19 protein-coding genes are annotated in these 17,875 nt (G+C 62.3%); 3 read left to right on the top strand and 16 right to left on the bottom strand.

What is annotated here, in order from left to right; all coding sequences use genetic code 11:
- Positions 1–20: 20 nt before the first annotated feature.
- The 6 genes from RCO31_RS12215 to RCO31_RS12190 form a co-directional block, all read right to left on the bottom strand.
- Entirely contained in the window at positions 21–896 is an 876-nt protein-coding gene (locus RCO31_RS12215) for an amidohydrolase family protein (RefSeq protein WP_308968618.1), read from the bottom strand.
- Between the two features lie 13 nt (positions 897–909).
- Entirely contained in the window at positions 910–1,302 is a 393-nt protein-coding gene (locus RCO31_RS12210; RefSeq protein ID WP_308968617.1) for a RidA family protein, read from the bottom strand.
- A 12-nt stretch (positions 1,303–1,314) separates the two neighbouring features.
- Positions 1,315–2,118 (bottom strand): 2-oxo-hept-4-ene-1,7-dioate hydratase, encoded by an 804-nt coding sequence (gene hpaH, locus RCO31_RS12205; RefSeq protein WP_308968616.1) that lies wholly within the window; start codon positions 2,116–2,118, stop codon positions 1,315–1,317.
- A 4-nt stretch (positions 2,119–2,122) separates the two neighbouring features.
- Entirely contained in the window at positions 2,123–2,983 is an 861-nt protein-coding gene (locus RCO31_RS12200) for a fumarylacetoacetate hydrolase family protein (RefSeq protein ID WP_308968615.1), read from the bottom strand.
- 69 nt (positions 2,984–3,052) lie between these two features.
- Positions 3,053–3,670, bottom strand: a complete 618-nt coding sequence (locus tag RCO31_RS12195; protein ID WP_308968614.1) for a flavin reductase family protein — start codon at positions 3,668–3,670, stop codon at positions 3,053–3,055.
- 37 nt (positions 3,671–3,707) lie between these two features.
- Positions 3,708–4,670 (bottom strand): tripartite tricarboxylate transporter substrate binding protein, encoded by a 963-nt coding sequence (locus tag RCO31_RS12190; RefSeq protein ID WP_308968613.1) that lies wholly within the window; start codon positions 4,668–4,670, stop codon positions 3,708–3,710.
- Between the two features lie 198 nt (positions 4,671–4,868).
- Between RCO31_RS12190 and RCO31_RS12185 the strand changes: the two genes are divergently transcribed.
- Positions 4,869–5,669: an IclR family transcriptional regulator gene (locus RCO31_RS12185; RefSeq protein ID WP_374991466.1), complete on the top strand. Its 801-nt coding sequence runs from the start codon at positions 4,869–4,871 to the stop codon at positions 5,667–5,669.
- Between the two features lie 45 nt (positions 5,670–5,714).
- On the opposite strand, the gene RCO31_RS12180 is transcribed toward RCO31_RS12185, so the two are convergent.
- The 7 genes from RCO31_RS12180 to RCO31_RS12150 form a co-directional block, all read right to left on the bottom strand.
- On the bottom strand, positions 5,715–6,752 hold the full coding sequence (locus tag RCO31_RS12180) for a tagatose 1,6-diphosphate aldolase (RefSeq protein ID WP_308968611.1): 1,038 nt from the start codon (positions 6,750–6,752) through the stop codon (positions 5,715–5,717).
- Entirely contained in the window at positions 6,749–7,678 is a 930-nt protein-coding gene (locus tag RCO31_RS12175; protein ID WP_308968610.1) for a sugar kinase, read from the bottom strand. The genes RCO31_RS12180 and RCO31_RS12175 overlap by 4 nt, the downstream gene beginning before the upstream one ends.
- 26 nt (positions 7,679–7,704) lie before the next feature.
- Positions 7,705–8,778: a sn-glycerol-3-phosphate ABC transporter ATP-binding protein UgpC gene (locus tag RCO31_RS12170; RefSeq protein ID WP_308968609.1), complete on the bottom strand. Its 1,074-nt coding sequence runs from the start codon at positions 8,776–8,778 to the stop codon at positions 7,705–7,707.
- A 4-nt stretch (positions 8,779–8,782) separates the two neighbouring features.
- On the bottom strand, positions 8,783–9,787 hold the full coding sequence (locus RCO31_RS12165; protein ID WP_308968608.1) for an alcohol dehydrogenase catalytic domain-containing protein: 1,005 nt from the start codon (positions 9,785–9,787) through the stop codon (positions 8,783–8,785).
- 8 nt (positions 9,788–9,795) lie between these two features.
- The gene (locus RCO31_RS12160) at positions 9,796–10,623 is read right to left on the bottom strand and encodes a carbohydrate ABC transporter permease (protein WP_308968607.1); all 828 of its coding nucleotides are present in this window, start codon (positions 10,621–10,623) and stop codon (positions 9,796–9,798) included.
- A 9-nt stretch (positions 10,624–10,632) separates the two neighbouring features.
- On the bottom strand, positions 10,633–11,520 hold the full coding sequence (locus RCO31_RS12155; RefSeq protein WP_308968606.1) for a sugar ABC transporter permease: 888 nt from the start codon (positions 11,518–11,520) through the stop codon (positions 10,633–10,635).
- Between the two features lie 78 nt (positions 11,521–11,598).
- Entirely contained in the window at positions 11,599–12,900 is a 1,302-nt protein-coding gene (locus RCO31_RS12150) for a sugar ABC transporter substrate-binding protein (protein WP_308968605.1), read from the bottom strand.
- Positions 12,901–13,064: 164 nt separating this feature from the next.
- Here RCO31_RS12150 and RCO31_RS12145 point away from each other — a divergent pair, with 164 nt between their 5' ends.
- Both RCO31_RS12145 and RCO31_RS12140 read left to right on the top strand, forming a co-directional pair.
- The gene (locus RCO31_RS12145) at positions 13,065–14,105 is read left to right on the top strand and encodes a LacI family DNA-binding transcriptional regulator (RefSeq protein ID WP_308968604.1); all 1,041 of its coding nucleotides are present in this window, start codon (positions 13,065–13,067) and stop codon (positions 14,103–14,105) included.
- 14 nt (positions 14,106–14,119) lie between these two features.
- Positions 14,120–14,854, top strand: coding sequence for an SDR family oxidoreductase (locus tag RCO31_RS12140; protein WP_308968699.1), 735 nt, complete (start codon positions 14,120–14,122; stop codon positions 14,852–14,854).
- A gap of 109 nt (positions 14,855–14,963) precedes the next feature.
- Here RCO31_RS12140 and RCO31_RS12135 read toward each other — a convergent pair whose 3' ends face one another.
- The 3 genes from RCO31_RS12135 to RCO31_RS12125 are packed head-to-tail and all read right to left on the bottom strand — an operon-like array spanning position 14,964 to position 17,753.
- Complete coding sequence (locus RCO31_RS12135; RefSeq protein WP_308968603.1) at positions 14,964–15,821, bottom strand: MlaD family protein; 858 nt, start codon at positions 15,819–15,821, stop codon at positions 14,964–14,966.
- Positions 15,822–15,838: 17 nt separating this feature from the next.
- On the bottom strand, positions 15,839–16,606 hold the full coding sequence (locus RCO31_RS12130; RefSeq protein WP_308968602.1) for an ABC transporter ATP-binding protein: 768 nt from the start codon (positions 16,604–16,606) through the stop codon (positions 15,839–15,841).
- 1 nt (position 16,607) lies between these two features.
- Positions 16,608–17,753, bottom strand: a complete 1,146-nt coding sequence (locus RCO31_RS12125; RefSeq protein WP_308968600.1) for an MlaE family lipid ABC transporter permease subunit — start codon at positions 17,751–17,753, stop codon at positions 16,608–16,610.
- Positions 17,754–17,875: the final 122 nt, after the last annotated feature.

The raw sequence follows: 17,875 nt of genomic DNA, 5'->3' as shown, positions 1-17,875 counted from the left end.
ATGTTGTTCAAGGACATGAACTACGCTGGAAAGCCGAACAGCTTCGCAGGGTTGCGAACAAGGATGTTCTCCAGCGTCGCCTGATCGGGCGCGTAACGATACATCAGCTCGAGCAGATCGGCATCATTGGGCGGCTGGACCACCGAAACCGGATGCGGCCAGTCGCTCGCCCACACGCAGCGATCGGGAGCGGCCTCGATATAGATGCGAGCAATCGGGATGACGTCATCCCAGGGCGGGCCTGCCTTGGACGTCTTCTCACCGAGCGACAGCATCACCCAGAAATTGCCCTTCGACAGCAGCTCCAGCATCTTGCGGAGGTTGGGATCGTCTTTGCCTCGCGCGGGATCCGGCCGTGCCATGTGATCGATCAGCACCGGGACATCAAGCGACTGGTACTTCTCGACGCTCGAGACAATTCCGTCCTTCTCCGGCTGGATTTTCGCGTACCAGCCAAGCTCGCGAATGCGCGCGATTGCACGTGCAAAATCCTTGTCCGAAAGCACGGCGCCGAGTTCCTGGCGAAAGCTGAAGCGTGCTCCCCTCACCCCGGCCTCGTGCAGCTTCACCAGATAGGCATCGTCGGCCTCGGCAAACACCAATGCATTGGCGCAACCCCGGTAGTTCGGTCCCATGGCCGCAAGAGCGTCGAGCACGACCGCATGATCGGCGCCATAGGTCGTGGTCTGCACGATTACGCCGCGCTCGATGCCGAGCGTCTTGTGCATCCGCAGCGCCGCCTCCCAGGTCGCGCTCGGCATCTGGTAGGCGGCGCCCGGACGAACGGGATACTTCTCGAGCGACCCGAGCACGTGAAACTGACTGTCGACGGTCCCCGCCGGCGGCAGTTTCGAAGGGCGACGCGGATTGGGATCGAACGGAAGATAAGTCGGCACGGGAAGATCCTTTTCAGTCGATCACGGCGGTGAAATCGCACTGCACCAGCGCGCCGCCTTCCATATCCATCTGCAGCGAATGGCGCGCAGGACGTGAATGCTCGTCCGGAAACATCTTCAGCCATTCGACATTCACTGGCCCGCGCTGCGAGCGGTCTTTGAGCCACACCGTCATCTTGATGATGTCGTCGGTGGTCCCCCCCGCGGCTTCCACAGTGGCCTTCATATGCGCAAACATGTTGGCACACTGCGCCTCGAGGCTCTCCGGCATGCCGCCGCTGGCAGCATCGCGACCGAGAATGACCGCGGACATCACGAGATTGCCGATGCGGCAGGCGTTCGGAATGGGATTGGCGTGCTTGAAGCCGCCGATATGAATGCTTTTGCGTCTCGCCGCAGTCGTCATGACGCTCCTCGATCAGATGAATTGGCAGGATACGGAGCCGAATGCTCCGTAATCTGCATGGAATGTATCACCACGGCGAATGTCGACCGGGCGGGTGAACGAACCGGCCAGCACGATCTCGCCGGCTGCGAGATGCTCGTCGTGGGGCGTCAGGCGATTGGCAAGCCAGGCGATGCCCGTCGCCGGATGATTGAGCACGGCCGCAGCGAGCCCTGTCTCCTCGATCTGGCCATTGCGGAACAATAGCGCGCCGATCCAGCGCATATCGGCTTCGAGCGGTCGGAACGGTCTGCCACCTACCACCAGGGCGGCGTTCGCGGCGTTGTCCGAAATCGTGTCCATGACCTTGCGGGCCTGCCCGGTCTCAGGATCGACGCGGTGCATGCGGGTTTCGAGGATTTCAAGCGCGGGCGTGACGTAATCGGTTGCATTGAGGACGTCGAAGATCGAGCAGTCCGGCCCGCGCAGCGGCGCCTTCAGCACGAAGGCAAGTTCGACCTCGATGCGCGGTGCGTGAAAGCGGTCGAACGGCACCGTGCTCGCGTCGGGATAGAACATGTCCGCGAACAGGACGCCGTAGTCCGGCTCGTCGATACCGACAGCACTTTGCATGGCCCTGGAGGTCAGGCCGATCTTGTGGCCGCGGATGACACGACCGCGGTCAAGCTGCAGACGCGTCCAGGATCGCTGGATCGCGTAGGCGTCCTCGATCGTCATCCCAGGATGCTCACGCGTGAACATCCCGATCAGCCGTTTGCTCCGTTCTGCCTCGTCGAGCCGCTCTGCCAGACGGTTGATGGTGGATTGGTCGAGCATGCCGTCAGCCTTCCGCAACGACCGTGTTGCGAAGCACGCCGATTTGCGACGATTCCACCTCGACGACGTCTCCCGGCTTCAGCCAGCGCGGCGGATCAAAACGCGCGCCAGCGCCGGTCGGCGTGCCGGTCACGATCATGTCTCCGGCTTTCAGCGTCGCGAACGTCGAAAGATAGGCAATCAGGACATCGAACGGGAACATCAAACGCTCGGTGCTGTCCTGCTGACGCACCTCGCCGTTCACACGGGTGATGATATCGTGCGGCCCCTTCGGATCGCATTCATCCGCCGTCACGACCCACGGCCCGATGCTGCCCGAGCGGTCGAAATTCTTGCCCTGCGTCACGTTGAACTTGCCGTGGTGCAGCCAGTCGCGGACGCTGCCCTCGTTGCAGAGCGTCATTCCGAAAATGTGCGACCATGCCTGCTCGCGCGCAATGTGGCGTCCCTCCTTACCTATTACGATGACAAGCTCACCTTCGTAATCGAGCTGCTCCGACACCTTCGGCTTTTCGATCGGCTGTCCGGATCCGACAACCGATCCGATGTTGCGGACAAACAGGCTCGGATATTTCGGCAAGTCAGAGTTGTCCTTGTATTCGGCGTTGCGGTCCTTGTAGTTCACACCGATGCACCAGAGCTTTTCCGGGGCAAGAATCGGCGGCAGCAACGTCAGTCGCTCCAGCGCATGATCCGGCTTTTGATCCGCGATTGCCTTCCGGCCGGCCGCAAGCCCGTCACGTGCGATCAGAGCCTGCAGATCCGGAAAGTCGCGTCCGATCCGCGCCGTCAGGTCGACAACGCCGCCGTCCGTGACTGCCCCATAGCGGGGTTCGCCGTCCACAAGATAGCTCAGAAGTCGCATCGTCTTTGGTCCTCAAGAATGTTCAGGCCGCCGCGTGATGGCGATGGCGTTCGGTGTCCACAGGGGTCGCTACTCGATCGACTTCGGGGTCTGGAACACCGTCCGCAACGTCACGATTTCGCCGAGCCGGGCATAGCGAGGACCTGCAATGCGGGCGATCGGATCAAGCGCCTCGGTTTCGATCTTGCCGTTTCCGTAGAGCCCTTCGCGTATGTGAAACATCACGACTTCGCCGACGATGAGCCGGCTGCGAGCCTCGCCGAACTCAAAACATTGCTGAAACCGGCATTCCATCGCGACCGGCGGCGCGACCAGCCGCGGGACCTTGATGCACTCGCTGGGTGCGGTTTCGAGGTTGAGCTGCTCGACCTCGCTGACCTCGGCCGGATGCTCCACCGAGCTCTCGTGCACCGCGTTCATCAGCGGCGCATCGGCGATGTGAATGACGTACTCCTTCGTATCGAGAATGTTGTGAGCCGTATCCTTATAGACGCCAGCCTTGCGGCCGACGCTGATTGCGAGCATTGGCGGCTTCGGCGAGACGAACGTAAAGGCGCTGAACGGCGCAAGGTTGAGTACGCCCGTCGCTGAAAGACTGGTGACCCAGGCAATCGGACGCGGCACCACGACGCCGGTGATCAGCCTGTAAACCTGTTCGGCGCCCATATCTGAGGGATCTATGCGCATACCCGTCCCCGTCCCGTGCGTGCCTCGCTTTAAGGGATCACTCGGCCTTGATGTTGGCCCTGCGGACCACGGGGATCCACTTGGCGTCCTCTCGTTCGAGATAGGCGCTGAATTCCGTGGGCGTCATCGCAACGGCCTGCGCGCCGAGCGCGTCAAACTTCTCGACCACTTCCGGATCTTTCAGAATCGCGGCCAGGCTGTCGTAGAGCTTCTTCACGATTTCAGGTGACGTCCCTGCCGGCGCGAACACGCCCGTGAAGGTCTGCGCATCAAAATTCTTGAAGCCGAGTTCGGCGAAGGTCGGCACGTCCGGCAGCGACGGCAACCTTGCAGTGCTGGTGACGGCGAGCGCGCGCACAGTGCCGGCCTTGATCTGCGGCAGTGCGACGGATAGCTGATCAAAGGCGAACTGTACGTGCCCGCCAATCAGATCGTTGGTTGCAGGCGCGTTGCCGCGGTATTGAACGGTGAGCCACTGCAGGCCGAGTTCAGCCTGCGCCAGCTCGCTGAGCAGGTGATTGGTCGTGCCCGGCCCCGGCGACGCCATCGTCAGCTTGCCCGGCTCCCGGCGCGCCAGTTCGAAAAGCTCTTTCAACGATCCGGCCTTTACAGACGGGTGAACCTCGAGCACCAGCGGGGTCATCGAGATGGTCGTGATCGGCAGGAAATCCCGTTTCCACTGATAGGCGTCGCGCTTGTTGATTTCCGGAGCGAACAGCACCGGGCCGTTCGCGCCAATGAACAGCGTGTAGCCGTCCTTCGGCGCCTTCGCGAACGCTTCGCCGGCAACGAGCCCGCCGGCGCCCGGCTTGTTCTCGACGATGAATGGCTGGCCGAACTGCTGCTGCAGTTTGTCCGCGACAATACGTGCGGCGCTATCGACATTTCCGCCGGCCGGGTATGGCACGATCAGCCGGACGATCCGCGTGGGCCACTGCTCTGCTACCGCCGGGCTGGCGAATGCGGCGAACGCAGCGATTGCAACGGCGAGAAATCTCATCATGTCTCCCACAACCCTTTTTTGACGGGTGCAGATCCATCATTTTTGTTCGACCGAGCGGCTTTGCGCGCCGCTGGTGCATCGACCTGCGGCGCGATCATTCGATTCCGGGGCTTTACCTGTCGATCGAATTGTGCGGTTTTTGTCCACATTGTGGACGGCAAAGCCGTCTGCAACAAGTGAGAAGCCATGGGCCATATGAGCAAAAGGCGTCAGGCCATGAAGTCAGATGACAAAGTTCAGCCGCCACGGAAAGGCGCGCAGACGATCCGGCGCGCGCTCGCGGTCTTGCGCATCCTTGCGGCGGGCCGCGAGGCGGGATTGCCGCTCGCCGAAGTCGTTCAGGCGACCGGACTAACTCGCCCCACGGTGCACCGTCTCGTCCATGTGCTGATCGAAGAAGGCATCGTGGAGCGGAACGAAAAGACCGGACGCTATGCGGTCGGCCGACAAGTGCCCGAGTTGGCGCTCGCGCGTTCGACGCGCTTCCCGTTGGCTGCGGCGGCAGATGACGTTCTCAGCCGGACATCGCGGGCGGTCGGTGACACGCTGTTCCTGACGGTGCGCACCGGCAACGACACGCTCTGTGTCGACCGCCGGATCGGCTCCTATCCCATCCAGGTGTTGTCCATCGAGGTCGGCGCTCGACGACCGCTGGGCGTCAGCAGTGCTGGCGTCGCAATTCTGGCGGCAATGCCCGCTCACGAGGCGAGAAAGATCGTGACCGCCAACGAAGTGAGGTTCGCGCCCTACAGGACCGACGCAGCGACGGTTCTCACGCAGATCGCCGTTGCCCGACGGAGGGGCTATAACCTGCGCGAGGTCGGACTGGTGCAGGAAACGAAATCGATCTCCACCTGGATCAAGACCGCGGACAACCGTCCGATCGCCGCGTTGACGGTTTCCGCGGTACGTGTGCGTCTCGGCCCACGTCGCGAGCACGAGGTTGCCGAAATCCTGCTGGAGGCGGCTCACGCGATCGAGCGCGCTGCGCGCTAAGCGCTACGTGTATCTCTCGCCCAACAAGGGACGACTTCGACAGCCTCAGTAGGCCCGGGCGAAATCGCCTTCCTGCTTGATATCGCTGAAGGCCGGAAAGCGCGCCGTCCAGGCATTGGCGTTGGCCTTTGTCAGCGCATTGAGCCCTTCCAGCACAGCGACACCGTCCTGCCGCAGGCTGGCTGCAACCGCGTTACGATCGGGGAAGTGCCTGCGCACGGCCTCGAGCCAGATGGTGCGACCAGCCAGAAATCCGCCGGCACCGGCAGCGTAGGCAAAGTCCAGCACGCGCTCGAACTTTTCGCGCGCTGCCCCACCCGATAGCAGCACCCAGGGAATTCCCTGCTCGCGGCAAATATCACCAATGGCGTCGAACTCTTTCTGTGCGGCGCGCGCTGCGGCGCTGCCATCCCGTGGAGGCAAACTGGCGGCGGCCAGCGGGCTTTCAAGTTTCAACAAGTCGACGGCATATTCGGGTTTGGCGAACTCCCGTACGCTCTCAATCACCAGTTCGGGTAGCTTGCCCGGCGACTCCACATAGTCCGGCGTATGGTTGGCACTGCCGAGGAATGGATAGACCAGCAATTCGAGCACGTACGGGACGTCGTAACGGGCGCACTCCTGACCAATCTCGCGCACGAACCGTCTCTGATGCTCATTGACGCTCGCATCGGCATCGGGCCGGTACCAGGCCAGTACCTTCACCGCGTCACCGCCCATCGCCCGGATCTTCTCAACGCTCCAGTTCGCGATGGCTTTCGACCTGCGGCCGCCCTGCGTCTCCTCGACCCGATGCTCTTCGAGCGTCATGATCAGGCCGCAACGTGCGGGCAGCACGTCGATGGCTGCAGGCACCGCAAAATTGGGATCGAACAGCATCGAGCTGCAATACGGCGCCAGCGCCTCGACGAGCAGGCGCTTGGCTGCCGTCACGTCTGAATACTGGACCTGATCCCTGGTGATGTTTTTTGCCTGCGCAATGGCTTCGAACAGCGGCGGACGCTGATCGAGCGCAACCATACGAAAGTGACCATCCGCGTCGGCAAGGCGTGCGAGGCCGCGGTTCTTTCCAATTGTTCTCACTGACTCTTCCTTATGAATGCAAGACAGTCGTCGATGGTAGGAATTCCGGCGCGTCCGCCCGAATGCGTGCATTTCATCGCCGCGGTCGCGGCGGCGAATGCCATGGCGTCTCGCACCTCGAGGCCGGCGCCGATCGCAAAGGCGTAGGCCCCGTGGAAAACGTCCCCTGCACCGGTGGTATCGACGACATCGACCGGAAACGCCGCCTGCCTTTGCTCTCGGCCATTCTCAAGCCAGCTCACGCCGTCCTGCCCGCGCGTCACTGCGACGACGCGACAATGGAAGCGCGCGAGGCTCGCCAATGACGCGCCGCTGGCTGAACCAGCGAAGGCTGCGAGCGCCGGTTCGGAAAACACGGCGTGGTCCGTGAGCGGAAGCAGGCGCTCGAACACCTCCGCATCGGCGACGTCGCCGTCAAGAACCGTCGGGACACCGAGCGCGCGCGCTTTGCTGAACAGCGTCGCCGCGCCCTCGACCCAGCGCGGGTCGGCGAGCACGGCAGAGGCGTCGGCAACCTCCTCAAGCGGAAGCCAGCCCGCCTGTTCGGGATAGGAACCACGGAAGTTGACGATCTGGCGCTCACCGGATTTGTCGACGATCACGCCAGAGACGGACGAACGGCCATCTGCGAACAAGCGGAAGTTCGCGACATCGATGCGTTCGCCGGTAAGCGCCGATCGCATCTCGTGCCCCGCCGCATCGTCCCCGCCGCGCCCCCAGAAGGCGACGGCACCGCCGAGCCGGGCAATGGCCACCGCGGCGTTGGCCGCCATGCCGCCGCCGACCATCGAATAGTCCAAGCTCTTGATCTTTTCGCTTTCACCGGAAAACAGCCGGTCGACGCGCCAGACCTGATCGAGAGCCGACAGGCCGAGGCAGATCACGCGGACATGTCCCGCCTGCGTGGCAAGGTCGTCCAGGGACAATTCTTTCTCGCGCCCGTTCCGCTGATTCACCGCAGCACCCTGCCATCGGTGCCGTCGAAGAGATGCGTCTTTCCGGGCTGCGGGCGCAGGTTGAGACGATCGCCGACTTTCGGCCGCAGCGACGGATCGACCCGCGCGATGGCTGACACACCTGCAAGATCGAAATGAACCAGCGTATCCGAACCAAGCGGCTCGACCAACTTGATAATCGCTGCAATACCGTCAGCGGCCTCGCCCGTCACCGCGAAATGCTCGGGGCGGATCCCAAGCACGCCATTGCCCGCCTGGTGCAACAAACCTTGGCACTCTACGTCGAGCGGGGCCGTCGTGCCGTCCTGCGAAAAGACAATCCGGTCCCCGTGCAACTCCAGCGGAAAAAAGTTCATGGCAGGCGAACCGATGAAGCCTGCAACGAACTTGTTGGCCGGCCGCTCATAGACCGCTTCCGGTGTGTCGTATTGCTGAACGGTGCCGCTTTGCATCACCACGATCCGGTCGGCCATCGTCATGGCTTCGACCTGATCGTGCGTGACGAACACCATGGTCGTCTTGAGCTGCTGCGACAACGCCTTGATCTCGGCTCGCACCTGGCCACGCAGCTTGGCATCGAGGTTCGACAGCGGCTCATCGAACAGGAAGGCTTTGGGGTTGCGCACGATTGCACGCCCCATTGCCACGCGTTGGCGCTGGCCGCCCGACAGCTCCTTGGGCTTGCGATCAAGATAGGATTCGATGTGCAGGAGGGCCGCAGCGCGTCTCACGCGCGCGTCGATCTCCGCCTTGGACGTGCCGCGCAACTCGAGCGCGAAGGACATGTTTTCGTATACGCGCATATGCGGATAGAGCGCGTAGTCCTGGAACACCATGGCGATGTCGCGCTGCGCGGCCGGAACGCTGTTGACGCGCTTATCGGCGATATAAAGATCGCCCGACGTGATGGGCTCAAGGCCGGCGATGATCCTGAGCAGGGTCGACTTGCCGCAGCCGGAAGGGCCGACGAACACGACGAACTCGTGATCCGCGATCTCGAGGTCGAGATTGGGAATGACGGTGTAGTTGCCGTACCGCTTGATCAAGCTGCGAATGGAGATCGATGCCACAATATTAATCCAGCGCGAGAACAGGCTTGATCAATTCGCCGCGGGCGAACCGCGCAAAATTCTCCGGCAGAGCCGTCAGGCCGAACTCGCCATCGACGAGAACGCGATACTCCTCCTTGAACTGGCGCAGCAGCGCGACGTTCGGCTCGAAATCGGCGATCGGAAAATAGAAGGTGCGGATCATGTAGAAATCCTTGCGCCGAAACACTTTGCCTTCCTCGATGGTCCAGGGTGCCGCGTTCTCGCCGACGAGCACCAAGGCGCCGCGCGGCAGCACCAGCTCGATGCCGAGATTGCGCGCCGCATGCGCGCCCGAGCACTCCATGATCAGCGCAAAGCGCATCGAGGTATCGCCAACCGGATGCGCCTTGGCGCCAAAGGATTGGGCGATTGCCAGCCGCGCCGTGTTCGGATCGGCCACGTAGATGTCGCTGTAGCCAAGGCTGCGCAGCGCCAGCACCACACCCAGTCCGACTGGTCCGGCGCCCATCACCAGAACTGGGCCAGCCTCCTCCGGCGGAACAACGCGGCTGACGAAGCGTACCGCGTGTCCGGATGTGCCAATCACATCGAGCAACAGCGGCGCCAATCGATCTTCGATATCGTCGGGGACCGGCAGCAGACAGTTCTCCGGCACCGGCACATATTCGGCATAGCCACCCGGCCGGTTCCAGCCGATCAGGCTCGAGACCTCGAGACACATCTGTGTATCGCCACGTCGGCACGCGGCGCAATGCCCGCAGTGCAGCGGGATGTAAACGGCGCAGCGATGTCCGTGCAGGCGATGACCGGGCTGTTCGACCACACCAAAGATCTCGTGACCGGCGGTGAATTCTGCACCCTTGTGCCAGAGCTTGAAGTCCGACCCGCAGAGCGCCGTTCGCGAAACCCGCACCAGCACTTCGCCCGCCGCAACATCCGGAATCGCGACGCGCTCGATCGTGATGCGCTCGCCGCCGTGAAACACTGCCGCCTGCATGTTCGAATTGGGGAGTGGAGAGACGCTCATCGAAACACCTAACCCTTCACTGCGCCGAGCGTCAGTCCGGAGACCAGCCAGCGCTGAACCAGCATCGCGAGGATGAGCGGAGGCAGTGCGATCAGGGTTGCTGCCGCCATCAGCGCTCCCCACTGCGTCGATCCTTCGCCGATGAAATTGAATGCGGCCGCAATCAGCGTCTTGCTGTCGCCATTCGACAGAACCAGCGCGAACAGGAAGTAGTTCCAGGAGAACACAAAGGCGAGAATGGCGGCGACCGCGATGCCGGAGGCCACCAGCGGCAAGGCGATCCGCCAGAGAATGCGCGTCACACTGCAGCCGTCAACTTGCGCGGCCTCGAAAATGCTTCGCGGAATGGCGTCGAACGAGGGCAGCAGGATCCATATGATGATCGGCAGCGTGATGACAGCGTGACTGAGAATAAGTGCGCTGTAGGAGCCGATCATGCCGACCTGACGGAACATGACATACCACGGCAACAGGAATAGCGTTCCGGGCGCCATGCGCGCCGCCAACGTCAATATGGCCGGCCAGGAAATCCGCGTCCAGGATACGGCGAAGGCGGCGGGAATTCCGAACAGCAACCCAAGTCCGGTCGATCCGATCGTCACGATCAGGCTGTTGATTGCGTAATCGAGGAAAGGTGTCGTTTCGGTCAACTGCACATAGTTCTCGAGCGTCGGCGAGAACAGCAGCGTCGGCGGATAGGCGGTCACCTCGAACGACGGCTTCAATGAGGACAGCACCATCCAGACGGTCGGCGCCAGGATGATGACCCCGGCGACGATGAGCTGAAGCAGGTTCAGCCGCCGGATCCAGATATCGACTGTGGGTGCTTCCGTCACTGATTTACCTCACCAGGCGACAGCGTTGCGCAAGCGGTTGAACGCAAGTACCGCTCCGAACACGATCGCGGTCAGCGTCAGCATCAACGCACTCGCATAGCCGATGTTGAAGAACTCGAAACCGACGCGGAAGCCGTAGATGTTGAGCGTGTTCGACGCGTTGCCAGGGCCGCCCTGGGTCGTGATGTAGATGATGTCGAAGAATCGCAACAGGTCCACACTGCGCAGAATGGCCGCAGTGACGATTGTCGGCAGCAACAGCGGCAGTGTGATGCGATGAAAGGTCTTGAATGCCGACGCGCCGTCGATCTGGGCGGCCTCATATACGCTTGGCGGCAACGATTGCAGACCGCCAAGCACGATCAGCGCGACAAATGGCGTCCATTGCCAGGTGTCGATCAAGGCCACGGTTGGGATGACCCAGGTCGGCGATGCCAGCCACTCCGACGGCGGCAGGCCAAGGAATTGGAGGATGTAATTGGCCGCGCCGAGCGACGGATCCAGGATCACGAGCCACATCATGCCGGCAACGACGGGCGGCATCATGAACGGTGAAATGAACAGCGAGCGCACGATCCCCGGCAAGCGCTTGGCGTGAAACAAGGCAAGCGCCAGCCAGACGCCGAGCACGACCTGCAGAACGAGCGAAAGGACATAGAGCGCGAATGTCACCCACAGCCCGTGCCAGAACTCACGATCGGCAACCAACTTCGAATAGTTGTCCAGGCCGACGAAGGACTGCCGGCCCGTGGACGAGAAGCTCTGAAATCCAAGCCAAACCGTGTAGACGACGGGGAACGCAATCATTGCGGCAGTGAAGATCACTGCCGGCGCCGAGAGCGCCGCCAACTCCAGTCTCTGCCGATCCTGCGTCAATGCGGCAGCAGCCCCGGACATGCCTGTGCTTCTTTCACCATCGCTCTGGCCCTGAACTGGGGCATCGGCGGCAGACGCCATACAGCCAACGCCTCACTGCTATTTCTGCGCGATCAGCGCATCGAGCGCCTTGTCCGCATCGGCGCAAGCCTGGTCGATGGGCTTTTGCTTCAGGATCAGGTCCTGCACCGCCTGCCCGATGAACTCGCGCGATTCAGGGTTGGCCACGATCGGGTAACCGACTTCCGAGGAGCCTTTTGTCGCCAGCACGTCGAGCGCAGCCTGCCATTGCTTTCGCACCGGCTCCTCCTCGATCCATTTGCGGTATTCCGGATCGTTGGCGACCGCCGGGCGCGGCGGTGCGATGCCCTGCAGCGCCATGCGCTTCTGAATCTCCGGGCTCGTCGCCCACTGCACGAAGTACCATCCGGCATCCGGCTGTTTTGAGTGAGCGGAGACGGCCATGCCCCAGCCGATGGCGGTCGGCACCTGTCCGGCCTCTCCCGCCGGGAACGGCGCCAGGCCAGTGTCCTTAAGTCGCGCGCCGCCTTCCATCACGGTGCGCAACTCATTGGAGGATTCGAACGACATCGCCGCACGGCCACTGCGATAGAGCGCCGATATCTGCTGGAAGCTGTAATTGACCACGCCGGGTGGACCGAAGTCTCGCAGCAACCGGCTATAGCTCTCCAGCGCCTCCTTGCCCTTTGGCGAGCAAAGGTTCGATTTGCCATCAACGATGTAGCTACCGCCGACGTTGTGCAACACGTTGCTGAACGTGTAGGCGACCGCCGGCTTCAGCCCGCGCGAGACGAAAGGCGTAACCGCGCTGTCGCACGACTTGATCTTCTGTGCCGCGGCTTCGAGGTCCTTGATGGTGGCCGGCGCCTCGATCCCGCATTTCTTGAAGATGTCGGTACGGTAATAGAGGATAGGCCCCTCGATGTTCATCGGCATGCTGGTCAGCTTGCCATTGAAGGTACCTGCCTTGCGCAGGGCCTGGCTCAGGCCGGCAAGGTCGTAATCCTTCGCCGCCTGATCCTTCGACATCGCCGATAGATCAGCATACCAACCCGCGGCGGCGAACTGCTCGCCCTCTCGCGACGGCAACGTCATGAACACATCGACCTCGTCGCTGCGCGCGTTCATCACGGTGACCAGGCGCTGGCGCATCTGCTGCTCCTGGTAGCTGTCCACCTTGAGCGTCATGCCGGTGAGCTTTTCGAAATCGCTCTTGTAGGTCAGAAGCGCCTGCGCGACCGGATTGTTGTTGACCAGAAAGGTGACGGTCTTGCCCTGGAATTTCTTCCAGTCGAAATCGGCTGCGCGCGCGCTCGGAGTGGCAGTGCCGACCGCAACAAGCGTCAAGGCCGCGCATGCCGCAAACATCCTGGCCATCATGGACTCCTCCCCCCCGATCCGGCAGCGGCCTTTTTGAAACCGTTTACATCCTAAGCACCGAGCTGGCGCTGTCAAGCAAGTAGACAAAATGCCGTGCAAGGTGCAGAATGATCGGAGATTACGCCCACGCGCTTGCGCGCAGTTTGTAACGTTACATTGGCCAAATGAGCTTGCTCACTGCGAGGTCGTCGAAACAAGGCATTCGCGCGGTTGCCGAGCGAGCCGGAGTCTCGATTGCGACCGTCTCACGCGCGATCAACAAGCCGGAATCCGTCAGCGCATCACTGCGGGCGCGCATTGCACAGGCGATCGATGCGGTCGGCTACATTCCGCACGCACCGGCCCGGATCCTTTCGTCGCGCCGCTCGCGCACGCTCGGGGCAATCGTGCCGACGATCGACAACACGATGTTTGCGCGCGGCATCGCATCGCTGCAGAGCTATCTTTCGTCCGTAGGCTACATGCTGTTCCTGACGACGACCGGCTACGACCTCGACGTCGAACTACAGCAGGCGCGCAATCTCGTCAGCCGCGGCGTCGACGGGCTCGTGCTGCGCGGCGACTGCCATCACGACGCTCTGCGCAAGATGCTCGCCGACAATGCCGTGCCCTTCATCAACGTCGGAATCTACCGGCCCGATCGGCCCTACCCTTGCGTCGGCACGAACAACGAAGCCGCGGCCTACCGCGCCGCGATGCATGTCATCGAGCTCGGTCATCGCCGGATCGGGATTGTCTCCGCTCTCCAGCGCAACAATGACCGCGCGAGCGCCCGCGTTGCCGGATTCCGCCGAGCGCTCGCCGACAGCAGCATCACGCTACCCCCGCAATGGCACGTCGAAGTGCCATATGCATTGGACGATGCGCGCGAAGCCGCTCGCTATCTCCTCAGCCTCGAAGAGCGGCCGACTGCGGTGGTATGCGGCAACGACGTCATAGCTTACGGCGTACTGCTGGAAGCGGAACGGAGCGGGTTTTCCGTGCCGCGCGATCTCTCGGTGGTCGGTTTCGATGACCTCGACTGGAGCCGGCATCTGCGGCCGAGCCTGACCACCATTCACGTTCCGACAGGAGAAACCTGGCAGCGGGCCGGCGAATTCCTGGTCCGTCACCTCGCCGGCGAACAAACGATCATGCATCACGAAGTCTATCACTCCCTGGTGGTGCGAGAGTCGACTGCGCCACCGTCACGATCCGCCAAGTGAGACAAGCAATGCCGATAGACCGTCCGTTTTCGCTTACCCCTGGATTTCATGCCGTCGTGATCGGCGGCGCCGGCGACATCGGCGCCGCCATCGCCAATCTGTTCTGCGATCTCGGCGCGGCAGTCACGGCAACCGGCGTCGACGAGGCCGACATCGCGAGAACGCTGCTCAAGCCGCGGCCAGGATTGCAGCTCGCTCCGCTCGACGTCACCGACGACAAGGCTGTCGCCTCTTTCGCGCTCAAGCATGAACGCGTCGATGCACTGATCAACTGCGCGGGTATCCTCGCCCGTGACAAGGAATACGAAATCGAGATGTTTGCGAAGGTCCTCGATGTCAACCTGACGGGAACGTTTCGGACCTGTCTCGCCTTTCGTCCGGCACTGGCAAACAGCAAAGGCTCGATCGTCAACATCGCGTCGATGAATGCGACGCTGGCGCTGCCGCGGATCCCGGCCTATTGCGCCAGCAAAGGCGGTGTCGTCATGCTGACCAAGGCGCTGGCGTTGGCCTGGGCGGAAGAAGGAATTCGCGTCAACGCGGTCGCTCCGGGATACATCGAGACGGCCATCAATGCCGCCGGACGTTCGGATCAGGCGCACTACCAGCGCATCGCCGACCGCACCGCCTTCAAGCGCTGGGGCCAGCCGGAGGACGTTGCCGGGGCCGTCGTGTTTCTGTGCATGCCCGCCTCCCAGTATGCGACAGGCACGGTTGTGGCCGTCGACGGCGGGTTTCTTGCAGGGTGAGACCCGCTCCTGCAGATCGCGTGAGCCTGAACGACGGCTCCCGTGCACTGTGCACGACAGCCCTCGCTACTGAACGGATGAGCCGCGCCGAACAGCTTGCGACAGTTAACTAGCGCCGTCCCTGCGCACGCGCCTCGTTGCTTTGCGGCGGCGGTCCGCCGAACAGCAGCCGTGACGGGTTCTTGTCGATGTTGCGGAACGCAATGCTGATGTCGCCGAGTGTCCTGCGCGCGTCGGACACCAGCACCGAGATCTCCTTGGTCCCGGTCGCGGTGAGCTTGTTGACGCCGCTGGAAATCTCCGCCGTGCGCGTGTCGAGATTGTCGGTCAGCTCCTTGAACGAGGCGATCGCCGCCTGCAGCTCGCCCTTGCCATCCTTGTTGACCATCATCTCCAGCCCGGTCATCACGCTGTCGATACGCTTGGAGTTCTCCGCCAGCGTCGCCGAGAAAGCCTCGATGCCCTTCACCGCGTTGCGGATCGACTCCTGATTGTCGGTCACGAGCCGGTTGACGTTCTGCAGCACCGCGCGTGCGGCTTCGGTAAAGTCCTGGCTCGAGCCGGGATCGGCGTGCAGCGTCAGTACGCCATCGGCGTCCGGCTCCACCTCAGGCGCATTGACATCGCCGCCCTTCATTGAAATCGCGGCAATGCCGGTCAGGCCCTGAAACTCCAGACCGATCCGGGTGTCCTTGCGAACCGGCGCCTTGCGCTCGACCTTGATGATGGCGACGACGGTGTGCGGATCGTCGATCTTGACCGAGTCGACTTCGCCGATCCGGATGCCGTTGAAGTTCACATTCGCGCCCGTGCGCAATCCCGTTACGGCGCCATCGAAGACGATGCGGTAGCCGATGCGGGTCTTGGCCGTGCCGACATTCTGAAACCAGACCACGAAGCCGAAGGCAGCCAGCAGCACCAGCAGCGTGAAGCCGCCGATCAGCGCATAATTTGCCCGTGTCTCCATGCGTTTTTCTCCGGAACCTAACCTGCCGCCGCGCGGCCGCGTTTGCCGTGGAAATAGGATTTCAACCAAGGATGCTGGGAGGCTTCCATGTCCTTCGTCGTGCCGATGGCAATGACCTTGCGATCCCCCAGCACCGCAATCCGGTCGCACGACGTATAAAGCGTGTCGAGATCATGGGTTACCATGAAAACCGTCAGGCCCAAAGTGCGCTGCAGCGTGCGCACGAGCTCGTCGAAGGCCGCAGCCCCGATCGGATCCAACCCTGCGGTCGGCTCGTCGAGAAAGACGATCTCAGGATCGAGGGCCAGAGCGCGCGCAAGGCCGACGCGCTTGATCATGCCGCCTGACAGTTCCGAGGGATAGCGATCGACCGCCTCTGTCTTCAACCCGACCATGGACAGCTTGGCAACGGTGATCTCATCGAGCAGCCGCTGCGACACGTCGAGATATTCGCGGATCGGGAACTGGATGTTCTGCCGTACCGTCAGTGACGAGAACAGCGCGCCCTGCTGAAATAGGATGCCCCACCGCCGCTCAACATTGCGTCGGGCAGCGCCGTCGACCGCGCCGAGATCGATCCCCATCACCTCGATGCGTCCGGCGCGCTTCGGCATCAGCCCGATGATGGCGCGCATCAGCACCGATTTGCCCGCGCCCGACGGACCGACGAAGCCGAGAATCTCGCCCTTCCTGACCTCGAGATTGAGCTCCTCCAAGATCAGCCTCTCGCCGAAACCGACCGTGAGATCGGACACGCGAATGATATGGTCGTTCGCCGGCGCCATCCTACAATCCGATCGACGCGAAGAAGATCGCGAAAATGCCGTCGAGCACGATCACGAAGAAGATCGATTGCACCACCGAAGCGGTCGTGTGCTGCCCAAGCGACTCCGCCGAACCCTCCACTGCAAGTCCCTGCACGCAGGCAATGGTACCGATGACAAATGCCATGAACGGCGCCTTGATCATTCCAACGATAAAGTGATCGATGGTGATCACCTCGCGGAGGCGACCGAGAAATGCGTCCGGCGGCAGACCGCCATAGAGCCAGGCCACCAGCCCGCCGCCGAACAGCCCGGCAATCACCCCGAGAAAGGTGAGCATCGGCAGCGCGATGATCAAAGCCAGCAGCCGGGGCACGATCAGGACTTCAGTCGGATCGAAACCCATGGTGCGCAACGCGTCGATCTCCTCGCGCATCTTCATCGAGCCGAGCTCAGCCGTATACGAGCTTCCGGAACGACCCGCGACCATGATCGCGACGATCAAGACGCCGAGCTCGCGCAGGGTCAGGACGCCGAGCATGTCGACGACGAAGACGCCGGCACCAAATTTCGAGAAGTGGAAAATACCCTGCTGCGAGATGATGCTGCCGACAAGAAACGTAACGATCAGGATGATCGGGACCGCGCGCCAGCACACGTGTTCCAGGTGATGCACCATCGAGGTCAGGCGGAAGTGGCTCGGATGGCGGATCACCTGATAGCCGGCATAGACGATGGCGCCGGTCATCTCCGTCAATCCCTTCAGCGTCGCGCTGATCTCGCTGAAGAGTTCAACCATCGCACGGCCTACCCGCTCGAGAACCAGCACGGGGGTGAGGCGGGAAGCCTTTAGTTCCTCCGGTCCCTGCACCCGGCTGACCTCGTCGACCAGCGGTGAATAGGTGTCGGACAATCCGGTGAACTTCGGCTCGGCGCCGGCCTTGGAGAAACTTCGACGCATGCGTTCGATGAACCAGGCGCCGAATGTATCAAGCTGGGACACGCGCGAGAGGTCGATCAGGATGCCACGGCGGCCGGCGGCCAAAAGTTCCGCATTGCCGACCATCTGCTCCAGATCGGCAGCATGATGCGCCGTCCACGGGCCAGTGGCCTGTAGCGCGATACCATCAGGATAGACGACCTGTTCGAGTGTAGGTCCGCCGCTCATGCCGCGTTTTTAACCCCTGCCTCGCGGATCCGACCCGTCTTCGGATGCCGCCCCACTGCCATCAGGGCGGCTTGCGATGCCGGCTCTAAGAGCCATACTTACCGTCATCCCGCAACCCTTAA

This window comes from Bradyrhizobium sp. LHD-71 (assembly GCF_031157255.1).
Classification (GTDB): domain Bacteria; phylum Pseudomonadota; class Alphaproteobacteria; order Rhizobiales; family Xanthobacteraceae; genus P52-10.
This window is presented reverse-complemented; position numbering and strand designations above follow the sequence as displayed.

What these genes read in the sequence shown, in the direction of transcription:
- RCO31_RS12155 (WP_308968606.1), bottom strand. Translation starts at nt 11,520, where the DNA reads ATGTCCGGGGCTGCTGCCGCATTGACGCAGGATCGGCAGAGACTGGAG.
- RCO31_RS12125 (WP_308968600.1), bottom strand. Translation starts at nt 17,753, where the DNA reads ATGAGCGGCGGACCTACACTCGAACAGGTCGTCTATCCTGATGGTATC.
- RCO31_RS12200 (WP_308968615.1), bottom strand. Translation starts at nt 2,983, where the DNA reads ATGCGACTTCTGAGCTATCTTGTGGACGGCGAACCCCGCTATGGGGCA.
- RCO31_RS12185 (WP_374991466.1), top strand. Translation starts at nt 4,869, where the DNA reads ATGAGCAAAAGGCGTCAGGCCATGAAGTCAGATGACAAAGTTCAGCCG.
- RCO31_RS12195 (WP_308968614.1), bottom strand. Translation starts at nt 3,670, where the DNA reads ATGCGCATAGATCCCTCAGATATGGGCGCCGAACAGGTTTACAGGCTG.
- RCO31_RS12210 (WP_308968617.1), bottom strand. Translation starts at nt 1,302, where the DNA reads ATGACGACTGCGGCGAGACGCAAAAGCATTCATATCGGCGGCTTCAAG.
- RCO31_RS12135 (WP_308968603.1), bottom strand. Translation starts at nt 15,821, where the DNA reads ATGGAGACACGGGCAAATTATGCGCTGATCGGCGGCTTCACGCTGCTG.
- hpaH (WP_308968616.1), bottom strand. Translation starts at nt 2,118, where the DNA reads ATGCTCGACCAATCCACCATCAACCGTCTGGCAGAGCGGCTCGACGAG.
- RCO31_RS12130 (WP_308968602.1), bottom strand. Translation starts at nt 16,606, where the DNA reads ATGGCGCCGGCGAACGACCATATCATTCGCGTGTCCGATCTCACGGTC.
- RCO31_RS12145 (WP_308968604.1), top strand. Translation starts at nt 13,065, where the DNA reads ATGAGCTTGCTCACTGCGAGGTCGTCGAAACAAGGCATTCGCGCGGTT.
- RCO31_RS12150 (WP_308968605.1), bottom strand. Translation starts at nt 12,900, where the DNA reads ATGATGGCCAGGATGTTTGCGGCATGCGCGGCCTTGACGCTTGTTGCG.
- RCO31_RS12165 (WP_308968608.1), bottom strand. Translation starts at nt 9,787, where the DNA reads ATGAGCGTCTCTCCACTCCCCAATTCGAACATGCAGGCGGCAGTGTTT.
- RCO31_RS12190 (WP_308968613.1), bottom strand. Translation starts at nt 4,670, where the DNA reads ATGAGATTTCTCGCCGTTGCAATCGCTGCGTTCGCCGCATTCGCCAGC.